We start from the raw sequence: 19,860 nt of genomic DNA, 5'->3' as shown, positions 1-19,860 counted from the left end.
ATGTCGGTCATGGCTCCACCCACACCCCAGGCCAGACGCACCCTGCTCGGCGCCGTCCTGGCCCTCGCCCTGGCGGCGGCCCTGCTCGTCGTCGCCGGCGGCACCGCCCGGGCGAACGACTACTACAACTCCATCGAGAGTGCCTCCCCGGCCAACCGCACCTGGATGTCCGGCGTCCCGGACGCCACCAGCCTCGCCTGGCTCTCGGTCCCCGGGACCCACGACAGCCTCGCCCTGTGCGGGCAGGCCGACGACCCGGCGGGCGAGGGCAACTGCGAGGCCGTCACCACCAGCATCACCAAGACGCAGGAGTTCCACGGCTTCAGCGCCGAGACCCTGACCACCCAGCTGAACGCGGGGATCCGCTCCCTCGACATCCGGGTCAGGGTCAACAAGGACGACTCCGGGCTCCAGTTCACGATCCATCACGGCGTCTACTACCAGTGGGCCAACTTCACGGACGTACTGACGAGAATCCGGGACTTCCTCGACGCCAACCCGGGCGAGACGGTCCTGCTGAACCTGAAGGCCGAGTGCACCGGCGAGTCCCTCTCCTGCGAGGACGCCGACGGCTGCGCCACCGACGAGTGGCGCAAGAAGATCTTCGACTCCTATCTCCAGGGCGTCGCCTACACCGGAGACGGCGACCGGTCGAAGCCCGCGACCGCCTGGAAGGACCTGTTCTGGGCTCCCTCGGTGACCGGCCGCGACCAGGCGGGCACCCCCACCCTCGGCGAGGTGCGCGGCAAGATCGTCCTGCTCGGCCTCCGCGGCACCGGCGGTGGCATCTACGGCGGCTACGGCCTGGGGCAGCTCTATCCGGCGGGCGGATCCTACGACGAGTACGTCCAGGACGCGTACGAGGTGGGGTCCATCTCCGACATCGACGACAAGTGGGAGAAGGTCCGCGCCCATCTGCGCCGTACCAACGGGGTGTGGGACACGACCCGCGCCGGTGAGAAGGAGTACCCCTACCAGCCCGACGCGCTGTACATGAACTACACCAGCGGCACTTCGGCCGGCGCGCACCCCTACACCGTCGCGGGCGGCACTCCGACCGCCACCGGCGTCAACGAGTTCCTCATCCAGTGCCTGCACGGCACCGACGACCGATGCCCCGAGTTCTACTCGGGCCGGGCCGACAACTTCGGCGGCCGGACCTCGATGGAACGCACCGGGATCGTCATGATGGACTTCCCCGGCGGCGGGCTCGTCGACGAGATCGTCGGCCACAACCCGACCGGCGGCAACCTCAAGGTGATGGTCGTCGGCGACTCCATGACCCAGGGGCACGAAGGCGACTACACCTGGCGCTACCGCCTGTGGCAGTGGTTCCGCGAGCAGCACCTGGCGGTCGACTTCGTCGGCCCCTACGACGGCACGATGACCCCCGACGCCCCGGCCGCCCCCACGCCGGCCCGGCTCCAGGGCGAGCCGGAGCCCGCCCCGGCCCCGCCCAGGACGTCGGGCGGCTACGCCAAGGACGCGGCGGACTTCGACAGCGACCACTTCGCGGTCTGGGGCCGACAGGCCGCCCAGGACATGAGCCTGATCAGGGCACAGGTCGAGAAGTACCGGCCGGATCTGCTGCTCGTCGGCCTGGGCTTCAACGACATGGGCTGGTTCGTCAGCGACGCCCCGGGCACCCTGGCCAGCATGAAGTCACTGGTCGACGAGGCCCGCGCCGCCAAGCCCGACCTCAAGTTCGCCCTGGCGAATGTCCCGCAGCGGACGAAGATCGGGGGCCGCGACGACCTGATCGCCAACACCAACACCTACAACGGGCTGCTCGCCAAAGCCGTCCCGGAGTGGGACACGGCCACCTCCCCGGTGAGACTCGTCGACTGGCACGGCGCCTACGACTGCGCACCCGCCGGCTGCCCCGCCGCCTACGACGGGCTGCACCCCAACTCCCTGGGCGAGTACCAGATCGCCCACGCCTTCGAGACCACCCTGCACGACGAGTACCACTTGGGCACCGGCGTCCCCGCCGTCCCCGGAACCGGCCCGGCCCGCCCGACCTCGACCCCGGCCGGCGTCAGGGCGACCTCGGCGGACAGCGGCATCGTCGTCACCTGGGAGCCGGTCTACGGTGCCTTCGGCTACCACGTCCGCTCCCGCCTGGCCGGCGCCGCCGACTGGGGTGACGAACTGCGCGTCTCCGCCAACCGCTACGACGCCACCTGGATAACCGAGGGCCAGACCTGGGAGTACCAGGTCCGCAGCGACAACGGGGACGGGGCCGAGCCGGCCTGGTCGGACACCGTCAGCGCCACGGCCCACCCGAAGACCGCGGCCGGTCCCGTCGGCGTCGTCATCCGTTCCACCGCGACCGGCGTCGACATCGCCTGGGGCACCCCGACCGGCCCCTACACCGACACCATCGACCGCTACGAGGCCCTCACCTACGACCTCGACACCCCGGGCGCGTTCGTCAGCGGCGTCGGGACCCGTGACAAGGCCGTCCACGTGGACGGCCTGAAGCCCGGCCACCGCTACGTGGTCGCCGTGGCCACCTGGAACGCGGCCGGCGGTGGCTTCCCCGCCACCGGCCGGCCCGTCGTCGTCGGCGCGGGCACCCCGTCGGCGCCGACCGGCCTCAAGGTGACGTCCACCGACGCGACGACCGTCCAGCTGAACTGGACCGGCTCCGCCCAGGCGGCCGGATACCGGGTCTGGGTCCGCAACATCAACGACGGCGGCCAGTCCACGGCCGACGAATGGATCGTCCAGGGGACGAGCCACGGGATCGCGTACCTGTACCCGGGGGTGTGGAACTACGAGTTCTGCGTGACCGCCGTCAACGGGGCACTGGAATCGGGCAAGTCCGCCTGCGTGGTGGCGCCGAGGCCGGCCGGCAGCTGACCGTCCCGGGCGGCGCGTCCGCGGGGGACTCGACCGTCGGCGGGTACCGGGTCCGCCGTGCCGTGGCACCGGGTCCGCCGGCGAGCCGGGTACCGGCTGCCGTCCGGAGCCGCGGCGGGCGCCGGCTGCCGCGGCCCCGGACGCCTCACGCGGGCTGCGGCGACCGCTTGGCGGCGCGGCGTTCGGTGAACCAGTACAGGAGCGCCAGGAGCGGCAGCGCCGCGCCGAACGCGCTCACCACGCCCCATCCGTCGGCGTGGTAGGCGATCGAGCCGAGCTGGGACCCGAGGGCGCCACCGAGGAAGAAGGTGGCGATGAAGACCGAGTTGAGGCGGGCCCGGGCGTGCGGGTCGAGCTGGTAGATGGTGTGCTGGCCGAGGATCATCGTGCTCTGCACGGCCATGTCCAGGAGCACGGCCGCCAGGGCGATGAACCAGATGCTGTGCTGTCCGAACCCCGCGATGGCGAAGGCCCCCGCGGCGAGGAGGAACGCGCCGCCGGTCAGCGGCCGGGCCAGCCCGCGGTCCGCCCAGCGCCCCGCGAGCGGGGCTATGCCCGCGCCGGCCGCGCCGACCAGCGCGAAGATGCCGACGCCGACGTCGGAGTAGTCGAAGGGCGCACTGGTGAGGACGAAGGACACAGTGGTCCAGAAGGCGCTGAACGCACCGAACATCGCCGCCTGGTACAGGCCGCGGCGCCGCAGCGCGGGGTGGGCGCGCACCAGGGAGGCGGTGGAGCGCAGCACCTGACGGTAGGGCACGGAGATGGTCGGCGCCTGCGGGGGCAGCGCCACGCGCAGCGCCACCGCCAGTACCGCCATCAGGACCGCGGAACCGAGGTAGACGACGCGCCAGCCGGCCACACCGGAGACCAGGCTGCTCAGCGTCCGGGAGAGCAGGATGCCGGTGAGCAGACCGCTCATCACCCGGCCCACGACCCGGCCGCGCATGTGGTCGGGGGCCATGCTCGCGGCGAACGGGACCAGGATCTGGGCGACGACGGACGTGGCGCCGCTGACCAGCGAGGCGACCAGCAGCATGGGGAAGCCGGTCGCGAGGCCCGCGGCCACGAGGGCGGCGGTGGTCACCACGAGCAGCACGGTGATCAGGTTGCGCTTCTCCAGCCGGTCGCCGAGCGGGACCAGGAACAGCATGCCGATGACATAGCCGATCTGGGTGAGGGTGATCAGCAGGCCCGCGGTGTCCGTACTGACGCCGAACACGCCGCGCAGCGACGAGAGCAGGGGCTGGGCGTAGTAGAGGTTGGCGACGGTCATGCCGGTCGAGACGGCGAGCAGGGCGACCAGCCAGCCGGGCACGCCGGAGGCGGCGGGAGCGCCGGGGGTGCCCGGAGTGCCGGTGGGCGGGCGACGGAGAGTGCTCAGATCGGGTGGAGTGGACACAATGCCTTCCTCGGGGCGAGCCGGGGTCTGGGGGCGAGCAGCTTCGTTGATGCCCACAGCTTCGCCAGCGCGTGGCGGTGCTCTTTGCTTCCCTGTCCACGGCGATGAATTTGGATGACAGTCATCTCGTTCGGAGATTGCCGTGCGCGGGTGCCGCCGGACGCCCGCCGAGGGGCGCCCGGGGTGGGGCGGCGGGAGTCAGAGCCGCGTCGCGTTCTGCGCGGTCAGCGCCGCGAGCAGCCAGTCGTGCGCGGACCCGGGAGTCGGCTCCGGCCGGTGGCCCGGCGGGGTGAGCACCACGGCCGTCAGTTCCCAGTACCGGTCGATCCTCGGATCGGCCGCGAGCCGGCCCGCCAGCAGCCGACGGAAGTCAGGGGTGTCCCGGCGGCCGTAGGGACCCGTGTACGCGGCCACGAAACCGTCCAGTGCCTCGCCGGGACGCGGCGGCCGGCCCCGGCGCAGCTGCGCGCCCGCCAGCTCGTACGCCTCGGCGAGTCCGGCGTAGAGCCCGGCCAGCGCGCCGACGCTCGCGGACGTGTGCGCGTCGGGCCGGAACGGCCCGGTGCCGGTGCAGGGACCTGTCGTCAGGGCGTTCAGCCGGGCGAAGGCGAGGACCTGCTCCGGCGCGGGGTCCTCGGGCGGCGGCGGGACGGCCACGTCCAGGAATGCCGAGACCGACGGGGCCGGCATCCGCGGCGGCAGCCAGGCACGCCAGAACCGCACCATGGGGGCCGTGCTCGGCGGCACGGCCAGCGCGCCGACCAGCCGCAGCCGCTCGGCCCGCAGCCCGGGCGGCGACTCCTGCACCAGCCGCAGCGCCGCCTCCCGCCAGCGCAGGGCCGTGAGCTGGGAGCCGAGGTCGCGCAGCCGCCCGGCGACAGCGCTCTCCAGCGCGCCGCCCCCGCCGTCTCCCCCACCGGCCCCGTGCGTCCCGCCGATCCCGTCCACCTCATCCGTACCGTTGCGCGCGCACTCCTCGTCGAGGATGCGGCGGATCTGGGGGAGCGGCAGATCGAGGGTGCGCAGGGCGCGGATCAGCCGCAGCCGCTCCAGCGCGCCCGGGCCGTAACGGCGGTGCCCGCCGGCGCTGCGGGCGGTCTCCGGCAGCAGGCCGCGGTCGGAATAGAAGCGGACGGTCTTGACGGTGACGCCCGCGTGCCCGGCCAGTTCGCCGATGCTCCACAGGCCGTCGTACGACATGACAGTTGAATCTCCCTCCGGGGGAGTTCCTAAGGTACCGGCGAGCGCGGGCCCGGCTAAGGGGCCGGTCCGTGACGATCGCATGCCGAGGAGAGGTCCATGACCGTATTCATCCTGGTGCCAGGTGTGTTCACCGGCGCACATGTGTGGGCGGAGACAGCCGCGCGACTGGCCGCGGCGGGCGCCGAGGCGCACCCGCTCACCCTCACCGGGCCGCAGACCGCGGGCGGCGGGGCGGGCTCCCGTGTCGGCCTGGACACACATGTCGCGGACGTGGTCGCTGCGATCGACGCGGTGGACCCCGCGGCCGGCCAGGAGATCGTGCTGGTCGGCCACGACTACGGCGTCCATCCGGCGCTGGGCGCCGCCGACCTGCGAGCGGAGCGCGTCGCCCGGATCGTGTGCGTGGACGCGGCGCCGCCGCAGGACGGCGTTCCGGCCCTGGCCGCGGTACCCGACCGGGAACTGCGGGCGCGGCTGGCCGGCGGCACGGCGGACGAGGCCGACGCGGTGCCGGCGCCCGCGTCCCCCGCCGAGTGGCAGCGCTGGGGCAGCACCGCCGGGATCCCCGACGCCGCGCTGGCACGGCTCACCGCCCGAGCCGTGCCGCAGCCGCCGGGCACCCTGCTTCAGCCGCTGCGGCTGACCGGCGCGGCGGCCGCGGTGCCCACCACCGGGGTGCTGTGCACCGGGAACGGCGCCGGCATCGAACTGGTCCAGAGACTGGTGGACTTCGGTGACCCCGCCCTGGCCGCGCTCGCGGACCCCCGGGTGACCTTCTTCGAACTGGCCACGGGACACTGGCCGATGCTGTCCCGCCCCGCCGAGCTGGCCGACGTGCTGCTCCGGGCCGCGGCGGGCGAGGGGCACCGGCTGACGCCCGCCCACGCCGCACAACAGCCCGCGCATCTGCGGCCGTTCCTGCTGGAGGTGCCCGAACTCCCGCGTGAGCGCTCGCAGAACGTCGACCTGTACCTGCCCAACGCTCCCGGTCCACGGCCGGCGGTGGTCTTCGTGCACGGCGGCCCGCTGCCCGCCGGGGCCCGGCCCACGCCCAGGGACTGGCCGGTCCTCGTCGGCTACGCCCGCTACGCCGCGGGGCAAGGCGCGGTGGGTGTGACCCTCGACCACCGGCTGCACGACGTCGCCGACTACGAGCGCGCCGCCGCGGACGTGGCCGCCGCGGTGGAGCGGGTACGGGCCGATCCGCGGGTGGCCGCGGACCGGGTCGCGCTGTGGTTCTTCTCCGGCGGCGGACTGCTCATGGCGGACTGGCTGCGCACGCCCCCGGCATGGCTGCGCTGTCTGGCGGCCTGCTATCCGGTCCTGGCGCCGCTGCCGAACTGGGGACTGACCGGCCGCCGGTTCCGGCCGGCGGACGCGGTGGCGCACGCGGGCGCGCCGCCCGTCGTGCTCGTCCGGGCGGGCCGGGAGGCGCCCGAGATCGCCGCCACCGTCGAGGAGTTCCTGACCGCGGGCGGGCGCCACGGCGCGGACGTCGAGGTCGTCGACGTGCCGCACGGCCGGCACGGTTTCGAGACCGTCGACGTGACCGAGGAGTCACGCGAGGCCGTCCGCCGGGCGATGCGCTCGGTGCTGGACCGGCTGACGGCCTGAGCCCGCAGTCTCTTGCGCGGGCCCAGGCCGCTGCCTCCTTCGCCCTGGGGAGGGCCGCCGTCACCTCCGTCCTCGGGAGGGGCCGCCGTTCCCTCCGTCCTTCGGAGGGCCCGCCGTTCCGTCCCGAGGACCGGCCGGGGCCGTGGGTTCGTCCCGTCGGCGTGGCCGGGTGCCGACGCGCGCTGCGCGCCCGGCTGCCCGGCCGCTCGTCGGCCGCCCTCCGCCCCGTCAACTGCCGTGCAGGGCCTCGCGGAGGGTGCGCACGGCCAGGTGGCGGGTCACCCGCGCGGCATGGGTGTCCCGCAGACTGTCCAGCATCATGAAGTCGTGGACCATGCCGCCCACCCGGACCGCTGTGACGTCCACGCCCGCCTCGCGCAGCCGGCTCGCGAACTTCTCGCCCTCGTCCCGCAGGACGTCCGCCTCGTCGGTGATGACGAGGGTGGTGGGCAGGCCCCTGAGCTGGTCGAGCCCGGCCCGGAGCGGCGCCGCGTGCGGCTCGGTCCGCTGGCCGGGCGCGGAGTACTGGTCCCAGAACCAGATCATGCCGTCGCGCGTGAGGTAGTAGCCCTCCGCGAACTGCCGGTAGGACGGGGTGTCGAAATCGGCGTCGGTGACCGGGTAGAGCAGGACCTGCGCCTTGATGTCGAGGCCGCCGCGCTCCTTGTTCATCAGCGTGAAGACCGCCGACATGCAGCCTCCGACGGAGTCGCCGGCCACCGCCACCCGGTCCGCGTCGAGGCTGTGTTCGGACCCGTGCTTGGCGAGCCACTGGCCGACCGCGTAGTTCTGCTCGACCTGGGTGGGGTACTTCGCCTCGGGGGCGCGGTCGTAGACGGGGAAGACGCCCGCCGCCCCGGCCCCGACGGTGAGTTCCCGGAAGAGGCGGTCGTGCGTCTGGTCGTCGCCGAACACCCAGCCGGCGCCATGGACGAAGAAGACCACGGGCAGCGGGCCGGTGGCCTCCCTGGGCCGGATGATCCGGGTGCGTACCCGTCCCCACCTGCCCGCGTCGACGGTCACCCACTCCTCGTCGACCTCCGGACGCCTGACGCCCTCGCCGCTCTGCAGCCCCTGGAGGAGGTCCCGTCCCTTCTCCGGCGGCACCTCGTAGAGACGGGGGTGCGGGTCGGTGGCCTCGGCCAGAGCGCGCGCGGCGGGTTCGAGGTACGGAGTGATGGGCGGGCGGATGTCGGACATGATGCCTCCGGTTCGGGCCGGTCCCGGCTGGTACGTATGCCTGCTGCTGGTACGCGTGCCTGCTGGGCCTGTCGCCCCGAGCGCGCTGGCTCCACTCAAGGCGCAGCCGCCGGAGGCGGCAACCGGGTGGCCGCCCGCGCCCCGGCTGTCCCGGGAGGGGCGTCCGCCATCCGGGTGAGGCGCCCCGGCGGCTTCCCGGCCGGTGCGACGGCCGGACTTCGCCGACGTCACCGGCCCGGGCGGGGTGCTGCGTCCCGCGAGGACACCGCGGCCGACCTGCCCGTCCCGGACCGGCGTCCTAGATTGGGAACGGAGCCCCCACCACCGCTCGGCGCCCCGGCCGGAAGCCCCCGGGGCCGGAAGGAGACCGGCCGATGGCTGCGGACAGTCTCGTTCTCATCGCCCACGCCGGTGACGTGGGCCGCAGAGCACTCGAACAGCTCCGCGCGCTCGACGTGCCGGTACGCGTGCTGGTCCGCCACGACGACGACCGCGCGACGCCGCTGCGCGCGCTCGGCGCGGAGGTGGTCGTCGGCGATCTGACCCGGCCCGAGACGGTAGCGCCGGCGCTGGACGGCGCCGCGCGGATGTACTTCGCGATGCCCGTGTCGCCGGACCACCTCCTCGCGGCGACCGTGGTGGCCACCGTCGCGCGTGAATACGGCCGCCTGGACTGCCTGGTCGACATGTCGCAGATGACGGTGTCCCAGATGACCGCGACCAGCACCGGCGAGTCGGACCAGCAGCGGCTGCACTGGCTGGCGGAACAGGTGCTGAACTGGTCGGGACTGCCGGTGGTGCATATCAGGCCGACGGCGTTCCTCGACAATCCGCTGTTCACGACGCTCGCGGCACGCTCGATCCGGGAGCGCGGCACGATCGAGCTGCCCTTCGGCACCGGCCGCACCTCACCGATCGCGACGGACGACGTGGCGCGGGTGGTCGCCACCGTACTGCGTGACCCGGCCCCGCACGTCGGGCACGTCTACGAGCTGACCGGGCCGCGCACCCTCGACATGACGCAGATGGCGGAGGAGTTCTCCCGGGCGCTGGGCCGTCCGGTCTCCTACGTGGACGTGCCGCTCGACCGGTGGCGGGCACAGGTGCTGGCCGAGGCGGGCCTGCCGCCGCACACCGAGCAGCACATCGCCACCATGGCCCGGCTGCACCGGGAGAACCGCTACGACCGGGCCTCCGACGACGTCGCACGCGTCACGGGCGTACCCGCCGAGACCGTCGAGGAGTTCGTGGCCGCGCGCAAGGACTTCTACCTGGGGGCCGGTCCCGCCGACCGGGACGGACAGCCGTAGCGCGCCGCCGCGCCGGAACGGACAGCCACAGCGCGCCGCCGCGCCGGAACGGCCGTCCTGGACCCGTCTGCCGCCGGATCGTCAACCGGTCCTGAACGAAGGGGTGTTGAGCCGGTCCTGGACGAAGCGGTGTTGAGCGACCCCGCCCAGGACCGGACCCTGCCCCACCGTGCAGGAGACCGGACCCGGGAACCGGAACATGAACATCCCTCGTGATACACAGTGGCATTCCGCATACACAGCGGCATGCCGACGAGGCAGGGTTCACGGGGCGGACAGGGGTGGGTATGGCGGGGCGGACGGACTTGCGCCGACAGGCCGAGAGCAGACGGCAGTGGGCGCAGCGGCAGGGCTGGACGTACGACGACGAGCAGCCCGCGCTGCTGGAACGCCGGCGGGACGCGGTCATCGGCGCGGCCACGGGCGAGTGGGCGGCCAGGTTCGCGGTCAGCGGGCCGCTGGAGGGGCGCAAGGTCACCGTCTTCGACTGTGTGAACAGCGCGCCCGCGCGCGGCTGGTCGCGGCAGCCGCGGTACGGCGTGCAGACCGTGCTCCTGGTGGAACTGTCCGTGGCGCTGCCGCTGACCGCCGTCTCCAAGCACGGGCTGGCCGTCGACACCATGGTCCCGTTGCTGAAACAAGTGGTCCGCGACCGACCCGACCGCCACCTCCACGAGATCGGCGACCCGGCCTACGACCAGGTCCACGTCGTGGAGACCGCGGACCCGGCGGCCGCCGAACGGCTGCTGACACCCGCCGTACGGGAGTTCGCGGACGACCGGGCCTGGCTTGCGTGGCGGGTGGACGGCGAGCACCTGTGCCATGTGCGGCCGCCCGAAACGGATCCGCTCACCCACGACGACGCGGCCCTGCTGGAGGAACTGCGGTCACTGGTCCGGCTGGCGGACCTCGTCGATCCGCGCCCGGAGGACGAGGCCCACGCCGGCACCCCGGCACCGGCTGTTCGCCGGCCCGCCGTGCCGCCGTCCGAGGACACACCCGCCACAGCGCCCACCGCCGCCGCGCCCGCCACCACAGCGCCCGCCACCATGTACCGCGGCGACGCGGCACACACCGGAGTCTTCCCCGACGGCCGGCCGCCGGCCGGCTTCGAGGCATGGAGCGTCGCCCTGGGCGGGCCCGTCAGCGCCGAGCCCGTCGTCAGCGCCGGCACCGTCCTGGTCAACTGCACCGACGGCGACTGCTACGCACTGGACGCGATCACCGGCGAGCCGCGCTGGCGGTTCGCGGCCCGCAGCCGGCTCACCGGCAGCCCGGCCGTCGCGGGCGGGCAGGTGTTCGTCGTAGGGGCCGACGGCGTCCTGCACGCCATCGGCGTGGACGACGGGCAGGAACGCTGGCAGCGGACGGTCGGGCGTTCGGCCGCGCCGGTGCCCGACGGCGGCCTGGTGTACGTCGTCCACAACCCGGCCCGTGCGCTGCGCGACGCGAGCGGGCTGCGGGCGCTGGACGCCGCGACGGGCGAGCCGCGCTGGGAATCACCGCTGCCCGACGGATCGGCGTCCGGCCCCGCGGTGGCCGACGGACGGGTCCATGTGCACGGCGCGACGGGGGCGTTGAGTGCCTTCGACGCGCGAAGCGGACAGCGGCTGTGGCACCACGCCGGCCGCGACACCCAGCTGACGTGCTGCACCCCGAGCGTCGTCGACGGCACGCTGTACGTCGGCACCGGACGGGCCGAACTCCACGCCTACGACGCGGCCACCGGCGAGCACCGCTGGGGCAGTCGGGCGGCCGGGGTGATCGATGCCACCCCGGCCGTCTCCGGCGGCCTGGTCCTCGTCGGCGACAGCCACGGCGGCGCCTACGCCTGCCGGGCCGACTCCGGCCGCCCGGTGTGGCAGCTGCCCAGCGGTTACGGCGCGTCGTCGGTCACGATCAGCGGCCGTTCGGCCTGGCTCGTCACCGCCAAGGCGGGGCGGCGGCTGCTCAAGGTGGCGCTGGCCGACGGCGCGGTCCGGTGGCGGCACGCGCTGGACGACAGCGGAACGAGCCCGGCGTTCGCCGACGGCATCGTCTACGTCGGCACCGGCAAGGGCACCCTACTGGCACTGGACGCCGACACGGGCCGCGGCCCCCGTCGCGGTCACCGGCGCCTGCCGCTCTGACGGTCACTCGACAGATCCACTGAGGAAGGGGAGACACGGGTGACGGTGCCCGAAACCTCTTGGGCGGATGCGGTGTTCCTGGCCGGCGCGCCACCGGACGAGGTGCTGCGCGCGCTGCCCGCCGTCGGCGCGACCGCGAGGGAGCGGCGGATCGCGGCGGTCTACCGCTCCTCGATGCACCTGCTGCGGCACGCGGAGTCCGGCGCACGGGCCCGGCTGCTCGCCCTGGAGGCGGCCCGCTTCGGCCTGCCCGACCTGGCCATCGCCTTCGCGGACCTCGCGACGGGGGGCGGCCCGCCGCGGCGGCCGGAACCGTGGCGGGTCGCCTGGGCCACCGGCCGGGAGGCGGACGAGCGGCTGCTGAGTGTGCGCGACCGCGACGGCCTCCACCCGGTGCTCGGCGAACTCGACGGACGCGTCGTGGCCGTCGACACCGACGGGCACGGCGGCGTCCGGGTCGAGGATGTCCTGAGCGGTGAGCGGATGGCCGGGTTCGCCGCCGGTTCCCGTGCCCGGGTGGTGACGGTGCTCGACGCGGCCGGCACCCCGCTCGTCCTCACCGGTCACGAACGGCACGGCCCCGACGGGCTGCCCGACGCCGGCCGCCACGGCGACACCGTGCGGGCCTGGGACCCGCGCACCGGCGAGCGGACCGGTGAGCCCCTGGTGGTCGGCCGGGGCCGGATCGTCGCGGCGGCGAGCGCCGACGTGGACGGCCGTACGGTCGTGGTCACCGGCGGCTGGGACGGCCTGGTGCGGTCCTGGGACCTGGCCACCGGCCGGGAACGGGCCGAGGCGGTGGGCGGTCACACCGGCTGGGTGGTCTCAGTGGCGACCGCCGTGGTGCGGGGCCGGCCGATCGCCGTCACCGCGGGCCGGGACGACTGCGAGGTGCTGGTCCGTGATCTGCTGACCGCCCGGCCGCTCGGCGCCCCGCTCGCCGGGCACACCGCCCCCGTCACCGCGGTGGCCACGGTGACCGCGGACGACGGGCGCGCAGTCGCCGTCACCGCCGGCCAGGACGGCACCGCGCGGGTGTGGGACCTGACCACGGGCCGGCCGTACGGTGTGGCCCTGGCCGGGCACGGCGGCTGGGTCGACGCGGTGGCGGCGGCGCGGACCGCCGGGGGCATCCAGGTGGTCACCGGTGGCCGCGACCGCACCGTCCGGGTGTGGGATCCGGCCACCGGACGGCAACTCGGCGACCCGTTCACCGGCCACCACCAGCCGGTGGAGCAGGTGGCAGTGACGGCCGACGCCGGACGGCCGGTCCTCGTGGCACGGGCCTTCGACGGCCTGGTCCGCAGCTGGGAGCGGACCGCGCGCCGCCGGGACGGGGACGCGCCGGCCGACCACGACGGGACGCTGACGGCACTCGCCACGGCCGTCCCGGGCGGACGCCGGCTGGCCGTCGGCGGCATGCTCGACGGGACCGTCCGGGTCTGGGACGTCGCCGCCGGTCCGCGGACCGCCCGCACGCTGACCCGGCACGACGGCACGGTGCACGCCGTGATCACCACGGTCGTGGCCGGTCGTGCCCTGGTCCTCAGCCTGGGCGAGGACGGGCTCGTCCGGATCAGCGACCCGGCGACGGGCCGGGAGTCCGCCGCGCCGCTGGTGTGCCCCGCGGCCTGGCCGAGGGCGCTCGGGACGTCCCGGGCGGCGGACGGGGTCCGGGTCCTGGTGGGCGGACGGGACGGGACCGTACGGATCTGGGACCTGGCCTCGGGGGAGGCCGACGGTCCGCCGCTCACGGCGGCCGGGCCGGTGCAGGCGGTCACCGGCGCCTTGGTCGACGGGCGCGCGGTTCTGGTCACCGGCCACAGCGACCGCACCGTACGCCGCTGGGACCTGGTGGACCGCCGTCCGCTCGGCCCGCCCCTGTCCGGCCACCGGCGCGGCGTGGACGGCGTCGTGACGACGGTGGTCGACGGCCGCCCCGTCGCCGTCACCCGCGCCTCCTTCGACCCGGCGCTCCACGTGTGGGACCTCGCCACCGGCCGCCCGCTCGGCGGTGCCCTGCGCGGCCACCGCCGCCATGTCACCGCGCTCACGGTCACCACCCGTGCCGGGCGCCCCCTGGCCGTCAGCGCCGGCGAGGGCACCGTACGCACCTGGGACCTGGCCGCCCTGTGCGAGACCGGCCCGCCGATGCCCTTCCCGTACGACGTGCGCTCCCTCGCCCCGTTCCCCGACGGGGATCTCCTGGTGGGCTTCGGCGACGAACTCGCCCTGCTCACTCCTGGCGGGCAGCCGGCCCCCGCGGCGGACCCGGCCGCTCCCGCCTGACCTGTCCGGGCCCCGGACAGGTCAGGCGGCCCACGAGGGGGTCCGGCAGTTTTCTGCCGCAGTTCGCGCATGTTTCGAGCGAAGCGGGATACCCCGCACAGAGCCGGGCCCGAGGCCGCGGTGAAGGGTGCCCGAGACGGGTGCCGGGCGGTCGTCGGCGCGTCGGGGTCCTTGCCGCGATCGACAGCGGTGGCGGCGGGGCGCCCTTCGCGGACCGCCATGCCGTTCTGCAAGGAGCCGAACATGACCGACGAACTCCGCGGCCACAAGGTCGCCATTCTCGCCACCGACGGGGTCGAACGCGTAGAACTCGAACAGCCCCGCGGTGCACTGCACGGCGTCGGGGCCGAGACCGAACTGATCTCCCTGCACGACGGCGAGATCAGCGCGCGTCAGATGGACATCGACCCCGCCGGTACGTTCACGGTCGACCGGAAGGTCGCCGACGCCGCCGTCGCCGACTACGACGCGCTCGTTCTCCCCGGCGGCACCATGAATCCGGACCAACTGCGCATGGACCCCGACGCGGTCGCGTTCGTCAAGGAGTTCATGGAGAGCGGCAAACCGGTCGCCACGATCTGCCACGGCCCCTGGACCCTGGTCGAGGCGGACGTGCTGCGCGGCAGGCGTCTCACCTCCTGGCCGAGCATCCGCACCGACCTGCGCAACGCCGGCGCGCAGGTCGTCGACGAGGAGGTCGTCGTGGACGGGCAGCTCATCTCCAGCCGCTCCCCCGGGGACCTGCCCGCCTTCTGCAACACGGTCATCGACGAACTGGCCAAGGCCACCCGGCCGGCCTGGGACCCGACGGTGGAACGCTGACCGTGCCCGCCGGCCCGGCACGCGCACTGCCGCGACACCGCGCGATCGCATGTCCAGGGGCGCGGTGTCCCGCCGGACCCGGGCGTCGGCGTCCTCGTCCGGCACGGCCGCCCAGGGCCGTCCGGGCCCGTGTCGCCGTTCCGGTCCGGCCGCGGTCACCGGTCCGGTGGCGGGGCGGTGGGCTCGGCGGGCATCCGGGCCGCGGCGTCGGCGTAGCGGCGGGCCAGCAGCGCGAAGGCGTCGCGCAGTTCGGGCGGTCCGACGATCTGGAGACCGGCGTCGAACTTGCCGAGGGCGGCGGCCAGTGAGGGCCACGACCAGGCGCCGAGGAGCAGCCGGCAACGGCCGGGGCCGAGTTCCTCGACGACCCCGTCATGGGCGTACGCGGACACCGTGGAGGCGGGCAGGTCGAGTATCACCTCGCCCCGGCACGGCAGGTGACCGGCGTCGCCGGAGCCCTGGAACTTCGCAGTCACGTAGGCGGTCACGTCCCCGCCGGGCAGTTCGCGCGGGCTGAAGCGGGGTCCCGTGGGGGTGCGCGGGGCGATCCGGTCGACCCGGAAGGTACGCCAGTCGTCCCGGTCGAGGTCCCACGCGACCAGGTACCAGCGCCCGCCCCAGGTGACGAGATGGTGCGGCTCCACCCGGCGCGGCGGCGCCGCGCCGGGCCCCGCGTCGGCGCCCGTCGGCTGGGTGACGGGGGAGTAGTCGAAGCGCAGCACCTCGCGGGTCCGTACCGCGGTGCCGAGCGCCACCAGCACCTGGGGATCGGCCTGCGGATTCGGCCGGGCTCCCGCACGCTCGACGGCGGTCACCTCAAGGGCGTCGACGCGATGACGCAACCGGGCCGGCATGACCTGCCGGACGGTGGTCAGCGCCCGTGCCGCGGCCTCCTCGATGCCCGCGCCGGTGGTGGCGGCGGCCCGCAGCGCGACGGCGAGGGCGACGGCCTGGTCGTCGTCGAACAGCAGCGGCGGCAACTGGGTGCCCGCACCCAGCCGGTACCCCCCGTCGGGACCTTTGACGGCCACGATCGGATAGCCCAGTTCCCGCAGCCGGTCGACGTCGCGGCGCACGGTGCGCGCACTGACGTCCAGCCGCTCGGCCAGCAGGCGCCCCGGCCAGTCCCGGCGGGCCTGCAGCAGCGAGAGCAGGGACAGCAGGCGCGCTGAGGTTTTCGGCATGGCACCCATACTGCCCCGGGTAGCGGCCACACCCTGACCGCTACCCCTGCAATCGTGGTCGGCGTCGGACCAACGAGAACGAACAGAAGGACCCGATCACCGTGAAGGCCACGACCACGACCCCCGCGACGCTCGACGGCGAACGGGCCGATCTGCTCGCCGAACTCGCCGAGGCGCGTGCCGCCCTGACCAGGACGACGCACGGGCTCACCGACGCACAGGCCGGCGAACGCCCGACGGTCAGCGAACTGTGTCTGGGCGGGCTGATCAAACACGCCACGTCCGTCGAGGAAGGCTGGCTGCGCTTCGTCCTGGAGGGCCCGTCGGCGCTGAGCTTCGAGCTGCCCGACGGCGTCACCTGGGCGGACATTGTTTCCGGTACCGCCCGGGAGATCCCGAAGTGGCTGATCGACCGCCAGGACGAGTTCCGGATGCTGCCCGGAGAGACGCTCGCCGGCGTCGTCGAACGCTACGAGCGCGTCGCCGTGCACAGTGACGAGGTCATCGCCGCCGTCCCCGACCTCTCGGCGACGCACCCGCTGCCGGAGGCACCCTGGAACGAGTCGGGGCGGGCGTGGAGCGTGCGCCGGGTTCTGCTGCACGTCATCGCCGAGACCACGCAGCACGCCGGGCACGCGGACATCCTGCGCGAGACGCTCGACGGACAGAAGGCGACCTGACACCGGCCCCGCCCGGCCGGGCCGCCGTCGCGGCCCGGTCCGGGCGGCATCGCCGCACCCCCTCGTGCGGCAGCCTCGCGCGGCAGCGAAGGGAACAGCGTCACCGTGAGAAAAGGACCAGCGTCACCGTGAGAATGCGCGAAAGAAGCCGCGAACCGGGACGGGCCGCCGTCCGGTCCGGCGCCCACTGCCCGGGTCCCGCGATGCCCGGACAGGCCGGCAGCGCGGACCGCGACCGGAGCCCGGGGCACCTGCCGGCCCCGCCGGACGCCCCGCGAGCGGGAAGGCGGTCGGCCGCCGAACGGGCCGCGGTGAACCGATGACCGTCCTCGACTCCCGTGCGCTCAACCGGGCCACCCTCGCCCGGCAACTGCTCCTCGAACGAGCCGACCTGCCCGTCCACGACGCCGTGGCGCACCTGTGCGGGCTGCAGGCCCAGGAGCCTCAGGAACCGTTCGTCGGGCTCTGGTCGCGGCTGCGCGCGTTCGACCCCGCCCGCCTCAGCGACCTGCTGACCCGGCCGAGCACGGTGCGGATCCACCTCATGCGGCGCACCGTCCACCTGCTCACCGCCGCCGACGCCCTGGCCTGGCGGTCCCGTCACGAGACGATGCTGCGCCAGCGGGTGCTCGGGACCTACCGCCGCGAGTTCACCGGGGTGGACCTCGACGAACTCGCCGCCGCGGGCCGGGCGGTGATGGCCGACGGCCGGCCCCGTTCGACGGCCGAGCTGGTGCGGACGCTCGCCGAGCGCTGGCCGGGACCGGCGCCACGGGCCCTGGGCGAGATGCTGGTGGCCGCTCTCGTCCCGGTGGCGCAGCTGCCGCCGCGCGGACTGTGGCGGGCCAAGGCAGGGGTGCGCAACGTCCTGCTCTCCTCCTGGCTGGGCCGCGAGCCCGATCCGGCAGCCGAAGACGGCTCCGACCCGGTCGGCCAGACGCTGGTACGGCGCTATCTGGCGGCCTTCGGCCCCGCGGCCTCGGCCGATCTGCGCGCCTGGTGCGGGCTGGCCGGCCTGCCGGCCGCCGTCGCCGCGGTCCGCGGGGAACTGATCACCTTCCGCGACGAACGTGGCCGCGAGCTGTTCGACCTGCCCGACGCGCCCCGCCCCGACCCCGGCACGCCGGCCCCCGTCCGGTTCCTGCCCGCCTTCGACAACGCCATCCTCGGCTACCACGACCGCAGCCGGATCGTCGACGACGCCCATCGCGGTCTCTCGGTCGCGGGGGAGCGCGTGGTGCTGGTCGACGGCCGGGTCGCCGCGACCTGGAACGTCAGTGCCGGCACCGTCACCGTCACCCCGCTGCACGGCCTGTCCCGCACCGACCGTACCGCCGTCGCCGAACAGGGCCGGGAACTGGCGGCGTTCCTCTCCGACGGCGAGAGCGACCGGGTCCGGATCGCCGGGCCCTGAAGACCCCTGCCCGGTGTCGGACTCGTGGGAGCGGGCGAAGACGCGGCCGGTCCGGCCCCTGGGGCGACGCGGCCCGGAGCAGCTCCGCCAACAAGCCGGTGGGCAGGTCCGGGTGCCCGGCCGTCACGCGCGTCCCGCCTCCGGCCGGGCGTCGGGCACCCCACCGGACAGCCGGGGCCGACCCCGTCTCCCCCTAACCGGGCCGGTTCGCGGGGCAGTTGGGCGCATCGAGCGCATCCGCAAGTGACGGTATGGGGAGCGGCGCATCAGGGCGACGACACTCCTTCACGAAATTCCTGCACCGTTTTGTCGCCTTTCATCCGTTGGGTGAGGGGTGGCGGGGGGTGGCGAATATGGCGGGTCGGTCGGGAGTGCATATGCGGGGGACGTACGCCCGGCAGACTTCCGTCACAGACGCGCCGTAGCGGCGCCGTCGCAGGCTGTTCCGCTCGGGGCGCGTTCCCGGCATCCCCGCGCGACGCGTTCGGGGCGGAACCTGCCTGTGCACCAGCGACCCTCGTAGGGAGGCATCGCGCGCACGCCCGACGTGCGCCGACCACACGATGTCCACATCCTTCATCCATGAACTCGGCGCTCAGTACATGGCGTCGGTGCTGTTCGCGCTCACGATGCTCGCCGCCGGCGCCGCGCGGGCGGCCTGGCGGCGCAGGAACCCCGGGCGCCGTCGGGCGCAGCCGACCGCCGAGTCCGCCGAGCCGCCCGTGCCCGGCGCCGACGACACCGTGCCGACGTCGGTTCATGAGTCCGCAACGTCGTCCGCCGGACGACGCAAGGTGTCGTCATGAAGACGACGGACAACGCGGAAGGCCCGATGGACGAACGAAAACAGCGCAACAGGGCGCGGGCCTGGGCCGTGCTCACCGAGAAGACGCCGGGCGTCCGACGCCTCCCACGTCCCGACGGTGACTCGCCGGGCCGGCTGATGGACATCGCCCGCAACTACGACCGGGTCTGCCAGCGGGCCGAGGGCGAGTTGCAGCCCGACGCCACGGAGCCGGAGATCCTGGCGGCCCTGCTCGGCATCCGCATGCTCCGCGAGAAACTCGACCACGACGAACTGAAACTCACCACGCTGGCGCGTACGAAGCGGATCACCTGGGCGCGCATCGCGGAGTGGCAGGAACTGAGCGGGCGTCAGGCGGCGGAACGGCGCCATCTGCAACTCGGACGTTCCTACACCCGTCCCGACGGCACGGTGCCCCCCACGCAGAGCGAGCGGGTGGAGTACGCCCGTGGCCGGCGCAGCCGCCGTGCCGAACGCCAGTGGGCCCTCAACCACGCTGTCCGGATCCGCCGGGTGGCCGCCCAACTCGCCGCCATCGAGGATCTTCAGCAACGGGTGGACGGCTCGCACGAGGCGCGGATCATGCACGCCATCCGCCACGGCGAGGCGGCACCCGAGAAGGCGCCGCGCCGGCAGCCGCTGGTGTGGCCCAAGGCGCTGCGCGAATGTGTCGACGAGGACGCACGCTTCCGCAACACGCCGCCTCCGCTGGTCGACGACGGTCTCCACGACGCGCACTGGCAGCGCCAGCAGCAGGAGGCCGACATCGTGCACCGCCTCCTGGGCCTGATCGGCTACGCCGCCAACCCCAGGAACATCGACCTGACCGACCTGCCGGATCTGGCCGATGCGATCTTCGACCTGTGCAACGACGTCCAGCAGACGGCAAAGAGCCGTCGCTGACCCGCGGCGGACGCCGCGGCCGAGGCGGGCGGTGGCGGAG

14 protein-coding genes are annotated in these 19,860 nt (G+C 74.3%); 10 read left to right on the top strand and 4 right to left on the bottom strand.

Annotation, left to right across the window (positions count from 1 at the left end; genetic code table 11):
* Nucleotides 1-9 precede the first annotated feature (9 nt).
* Nucleotides 10-2,865: a phosphatidylinositol-specific phospholipase C domain-containing protein gene (locus ACFY2B_RS33715; RefSeq protein ID WP_390766871.1), complete on the top strand. Its 2,856-nt coding sequence runs from the start codon at nt 10-12 to the stop codon at nt 2,863-2,865.
* 145 nt (nt 2,866-3,010) lie between these two features.
* Here the strand turns inward: ACFY2B_RS33715 and ACFY2B_RS33710 are convergent, their stop codons facing one another.
* The gene (locus ACFY2B_RS33710; protein ID WP_390766870.1) at nt 3,011-4,267 is read right to left on the bottom strand and encodes an MFS transporter; all 1,257 of its coding nucleotides are present in this window, start codon (nt 4,265-4,267) and stop codon (nt 3,011-3,013) included.
* A 198-nt stretch (nt 4,268-4,465) separates the two neighbouring features.
* Nucleotides 4,466-5,467 (bottom strand): MerR family transcriptional regulator, encoded by a 1,002-nt coding sequence (locus ACFY2B_RS33705; RefSeq protein ID WP_390766869.1) that lies wholly within the window; start codon nt 5,465-5,467, stop codon nt 4,466-4,468.
* Between the two features lie 99 nt (nt 5,468-5,566).
* Between ACFY2B_RS33705 and ACFY2B_RS33700 the strand changes: the two genes are divergently transcribed.
* Nucleotides 5,567-7,084: an alpha/beta fold hydrolase gene (locus tag ACFY2B_RS33700; protein WP_390766868.1), complete on the top strand. Its 1,518-nt coding sequence runs from the start codon at nt 5,567-5,569 to the stop codon at nt 7,082-7,084.
* A gap of 228 nt (nt 7,085-7,312) precedes the next feature.
* On the opposite strand, the gene ACFY2B_RS33695 is transcribed toward ACFY2B_RS33700, so the two are convergent.
* On the bottom strand, nt 7,313-8,284 hold the full coding sequence (locus tag ACFY2B_RS33695) for an alpha/beta hydrolase (RefSeq protein ID WP_390766867.1): 972 nt from the start codon (nt 8,282-8,284) through the stop codon (nt 7,313-7,315).
* Nucleotides 8,285-8,658: 374 nt separating this feature from the next.
* On the opposite strand from ACFY2B_RS33695, the gene ACFY2B_RS33690 reads away from it, so the two are divergent.
* From ACFY2B_RS33690 to ACFY2B_RS33675, 4 genes are all read left to right on the top strand, one after another.
* Entirely contained in the window at nt 8,659-9,594 is a 936-nt protein-coding gene (locus ACFY2B_RS33690; RefSeq protein ID WP_390766866.1) for an NAD(P)H-binding protein, read from the top strand.
* Nucleotides 9,595-9,881: 287 nt separating this feature from the next.
* Nucleotides 9,882-11,723, top strand: coding sequence for a PQQ-binding-like beta-propeller repeat protein (locus tag ACFY2B_RS33685; RefSeq protein ID WP_390766865.1), 1,842 nt, complete (start codon nt 9,882-9,884; stop codon nt 11,721-11,723).
* Nucleotides 11,724-11,762: 39 nt separating this feature from the next.
* Complete coding sequence (locus ACFY2B_RS33680; protein ID WP_390766864.1) at nt 11,763-14,012, top strand: WD40 repeat domain-containing protein; 2,250 nt, start codon at nt 11,763-11,765, stop codon at nt 14,010-14,012.
* Nucleotides 14,013-14,255: 243 nt separating this feature from the next.
* Nucleotides 14,256-14,834 carry a type 1 glutamine amidotransferase domain-containing protein gene (locus ACFY2B_RS33675; protein ID WP_390766863.1) on the top strand — a complete coding sequence of 193 codons (579 nt, stop codon included), beginning with the start codon at nt 14,256-14,258 and terminating at the stop codon, nt 14,832-14,834.
* A 155-nt stretch (nt 14,835-14,989) separates the two neighbouring features.
* On the opposite strand, the gene ACFY2B_RS33670 is transcribed toward ACFY2B_RS33675, so the two are convergent.
* Nucleotides 14,990-16,018, bottom strand: a complete 1,029-nt coding sequence (locus tag ACFY2B_RS33670; protein ID WP_390766862.1) for a helix-turn-helix transcriptional regulator — start codon at nt 16,016-16,018, stop codon at nt 14,990-14,992.
* Between the two features lie 101 nt (nt 16,019-16,119).
* Between ACFY2B_RS33670 and ACFY2B_RS33665 the strand changes: the two genes are divergently transcribed.
* The 4 genes from ACFY2B_RS33665 to ACFY2B_RS33650 all read left to right on the top strand — a co-directional run bounded on the left by ACFY2B_RS33665 (nt 16,120) and on the right by ACFY2B_RS33650 (nt 19,820).
* Nucleotides 16,120-16,698, top strand: a complete 579-nt coding sequence (locus tag ACFY2B_RS33665; protein ID WP_390766861.1) for a DinB family protein — start codon at nt 16,120-16,122, stop codon at nt 16,696-16,698.
* Nucleotides 16,699-17,017: 319 nt separating this feature from the next.
* Nucleotides 17,018-18,112 (top strand): winged helix DNA-binding domain-containing protein, encoded by a 1,095-nt coding sequence (locus tag ACFY2B_RS33660; protein WP_390766860.1) that lies wholly within the window; start codon nt 17,018-17,020, stop codon nt 18,110-18,112.
* 563 nt (nt 18,113-18,675) lie between these two features.
* The gene (locus tag ACFY2B_RS33655; protein WP_390766859.1) at nt 18,676-18,918 is read left to right on the top strand and encodes a hypothetical protein; all 243 of its coding nucleotides are present in this window, start codon (nt 18,676-18,678) and stop codon (nt 18,916-18,918) included.
* Nucleotides 18,915-19,820 carry a hypothetical protein gene (locus tag ACFY2B_RS33650; protein ID WP_390766858.1) on the top strand — a complete coding sequence of 302 codons (906 nt, stop codon included), beginning with the start codon at nt 18,915-18,917 and terminating at the stop codon, nt 19,818-19,820. The genes ACFY2B_RS33655 and ACFY2B_RS33650 overlap by 4 nt, the downstream gene beginning before the upstream one ends.
* Nucleotides 19,821-19,860 lie beyond the last annotated feature (40 nt).

Source organism: Streptomyces sp. NPDC001270, assembly GCF_042896695.1.
In the GTDB taxonomy this organism is placed as follows: Bacteria; Actinomycetota; Actinomycetes; order Streptomycetales; family Streptomycetaceae; genus Streptomyces.
The sequence above is the reverse complement of the archived record's forward strand: the minus strand, read 5'-3'. Positions and strand labels throughout refer to the sequence as shown.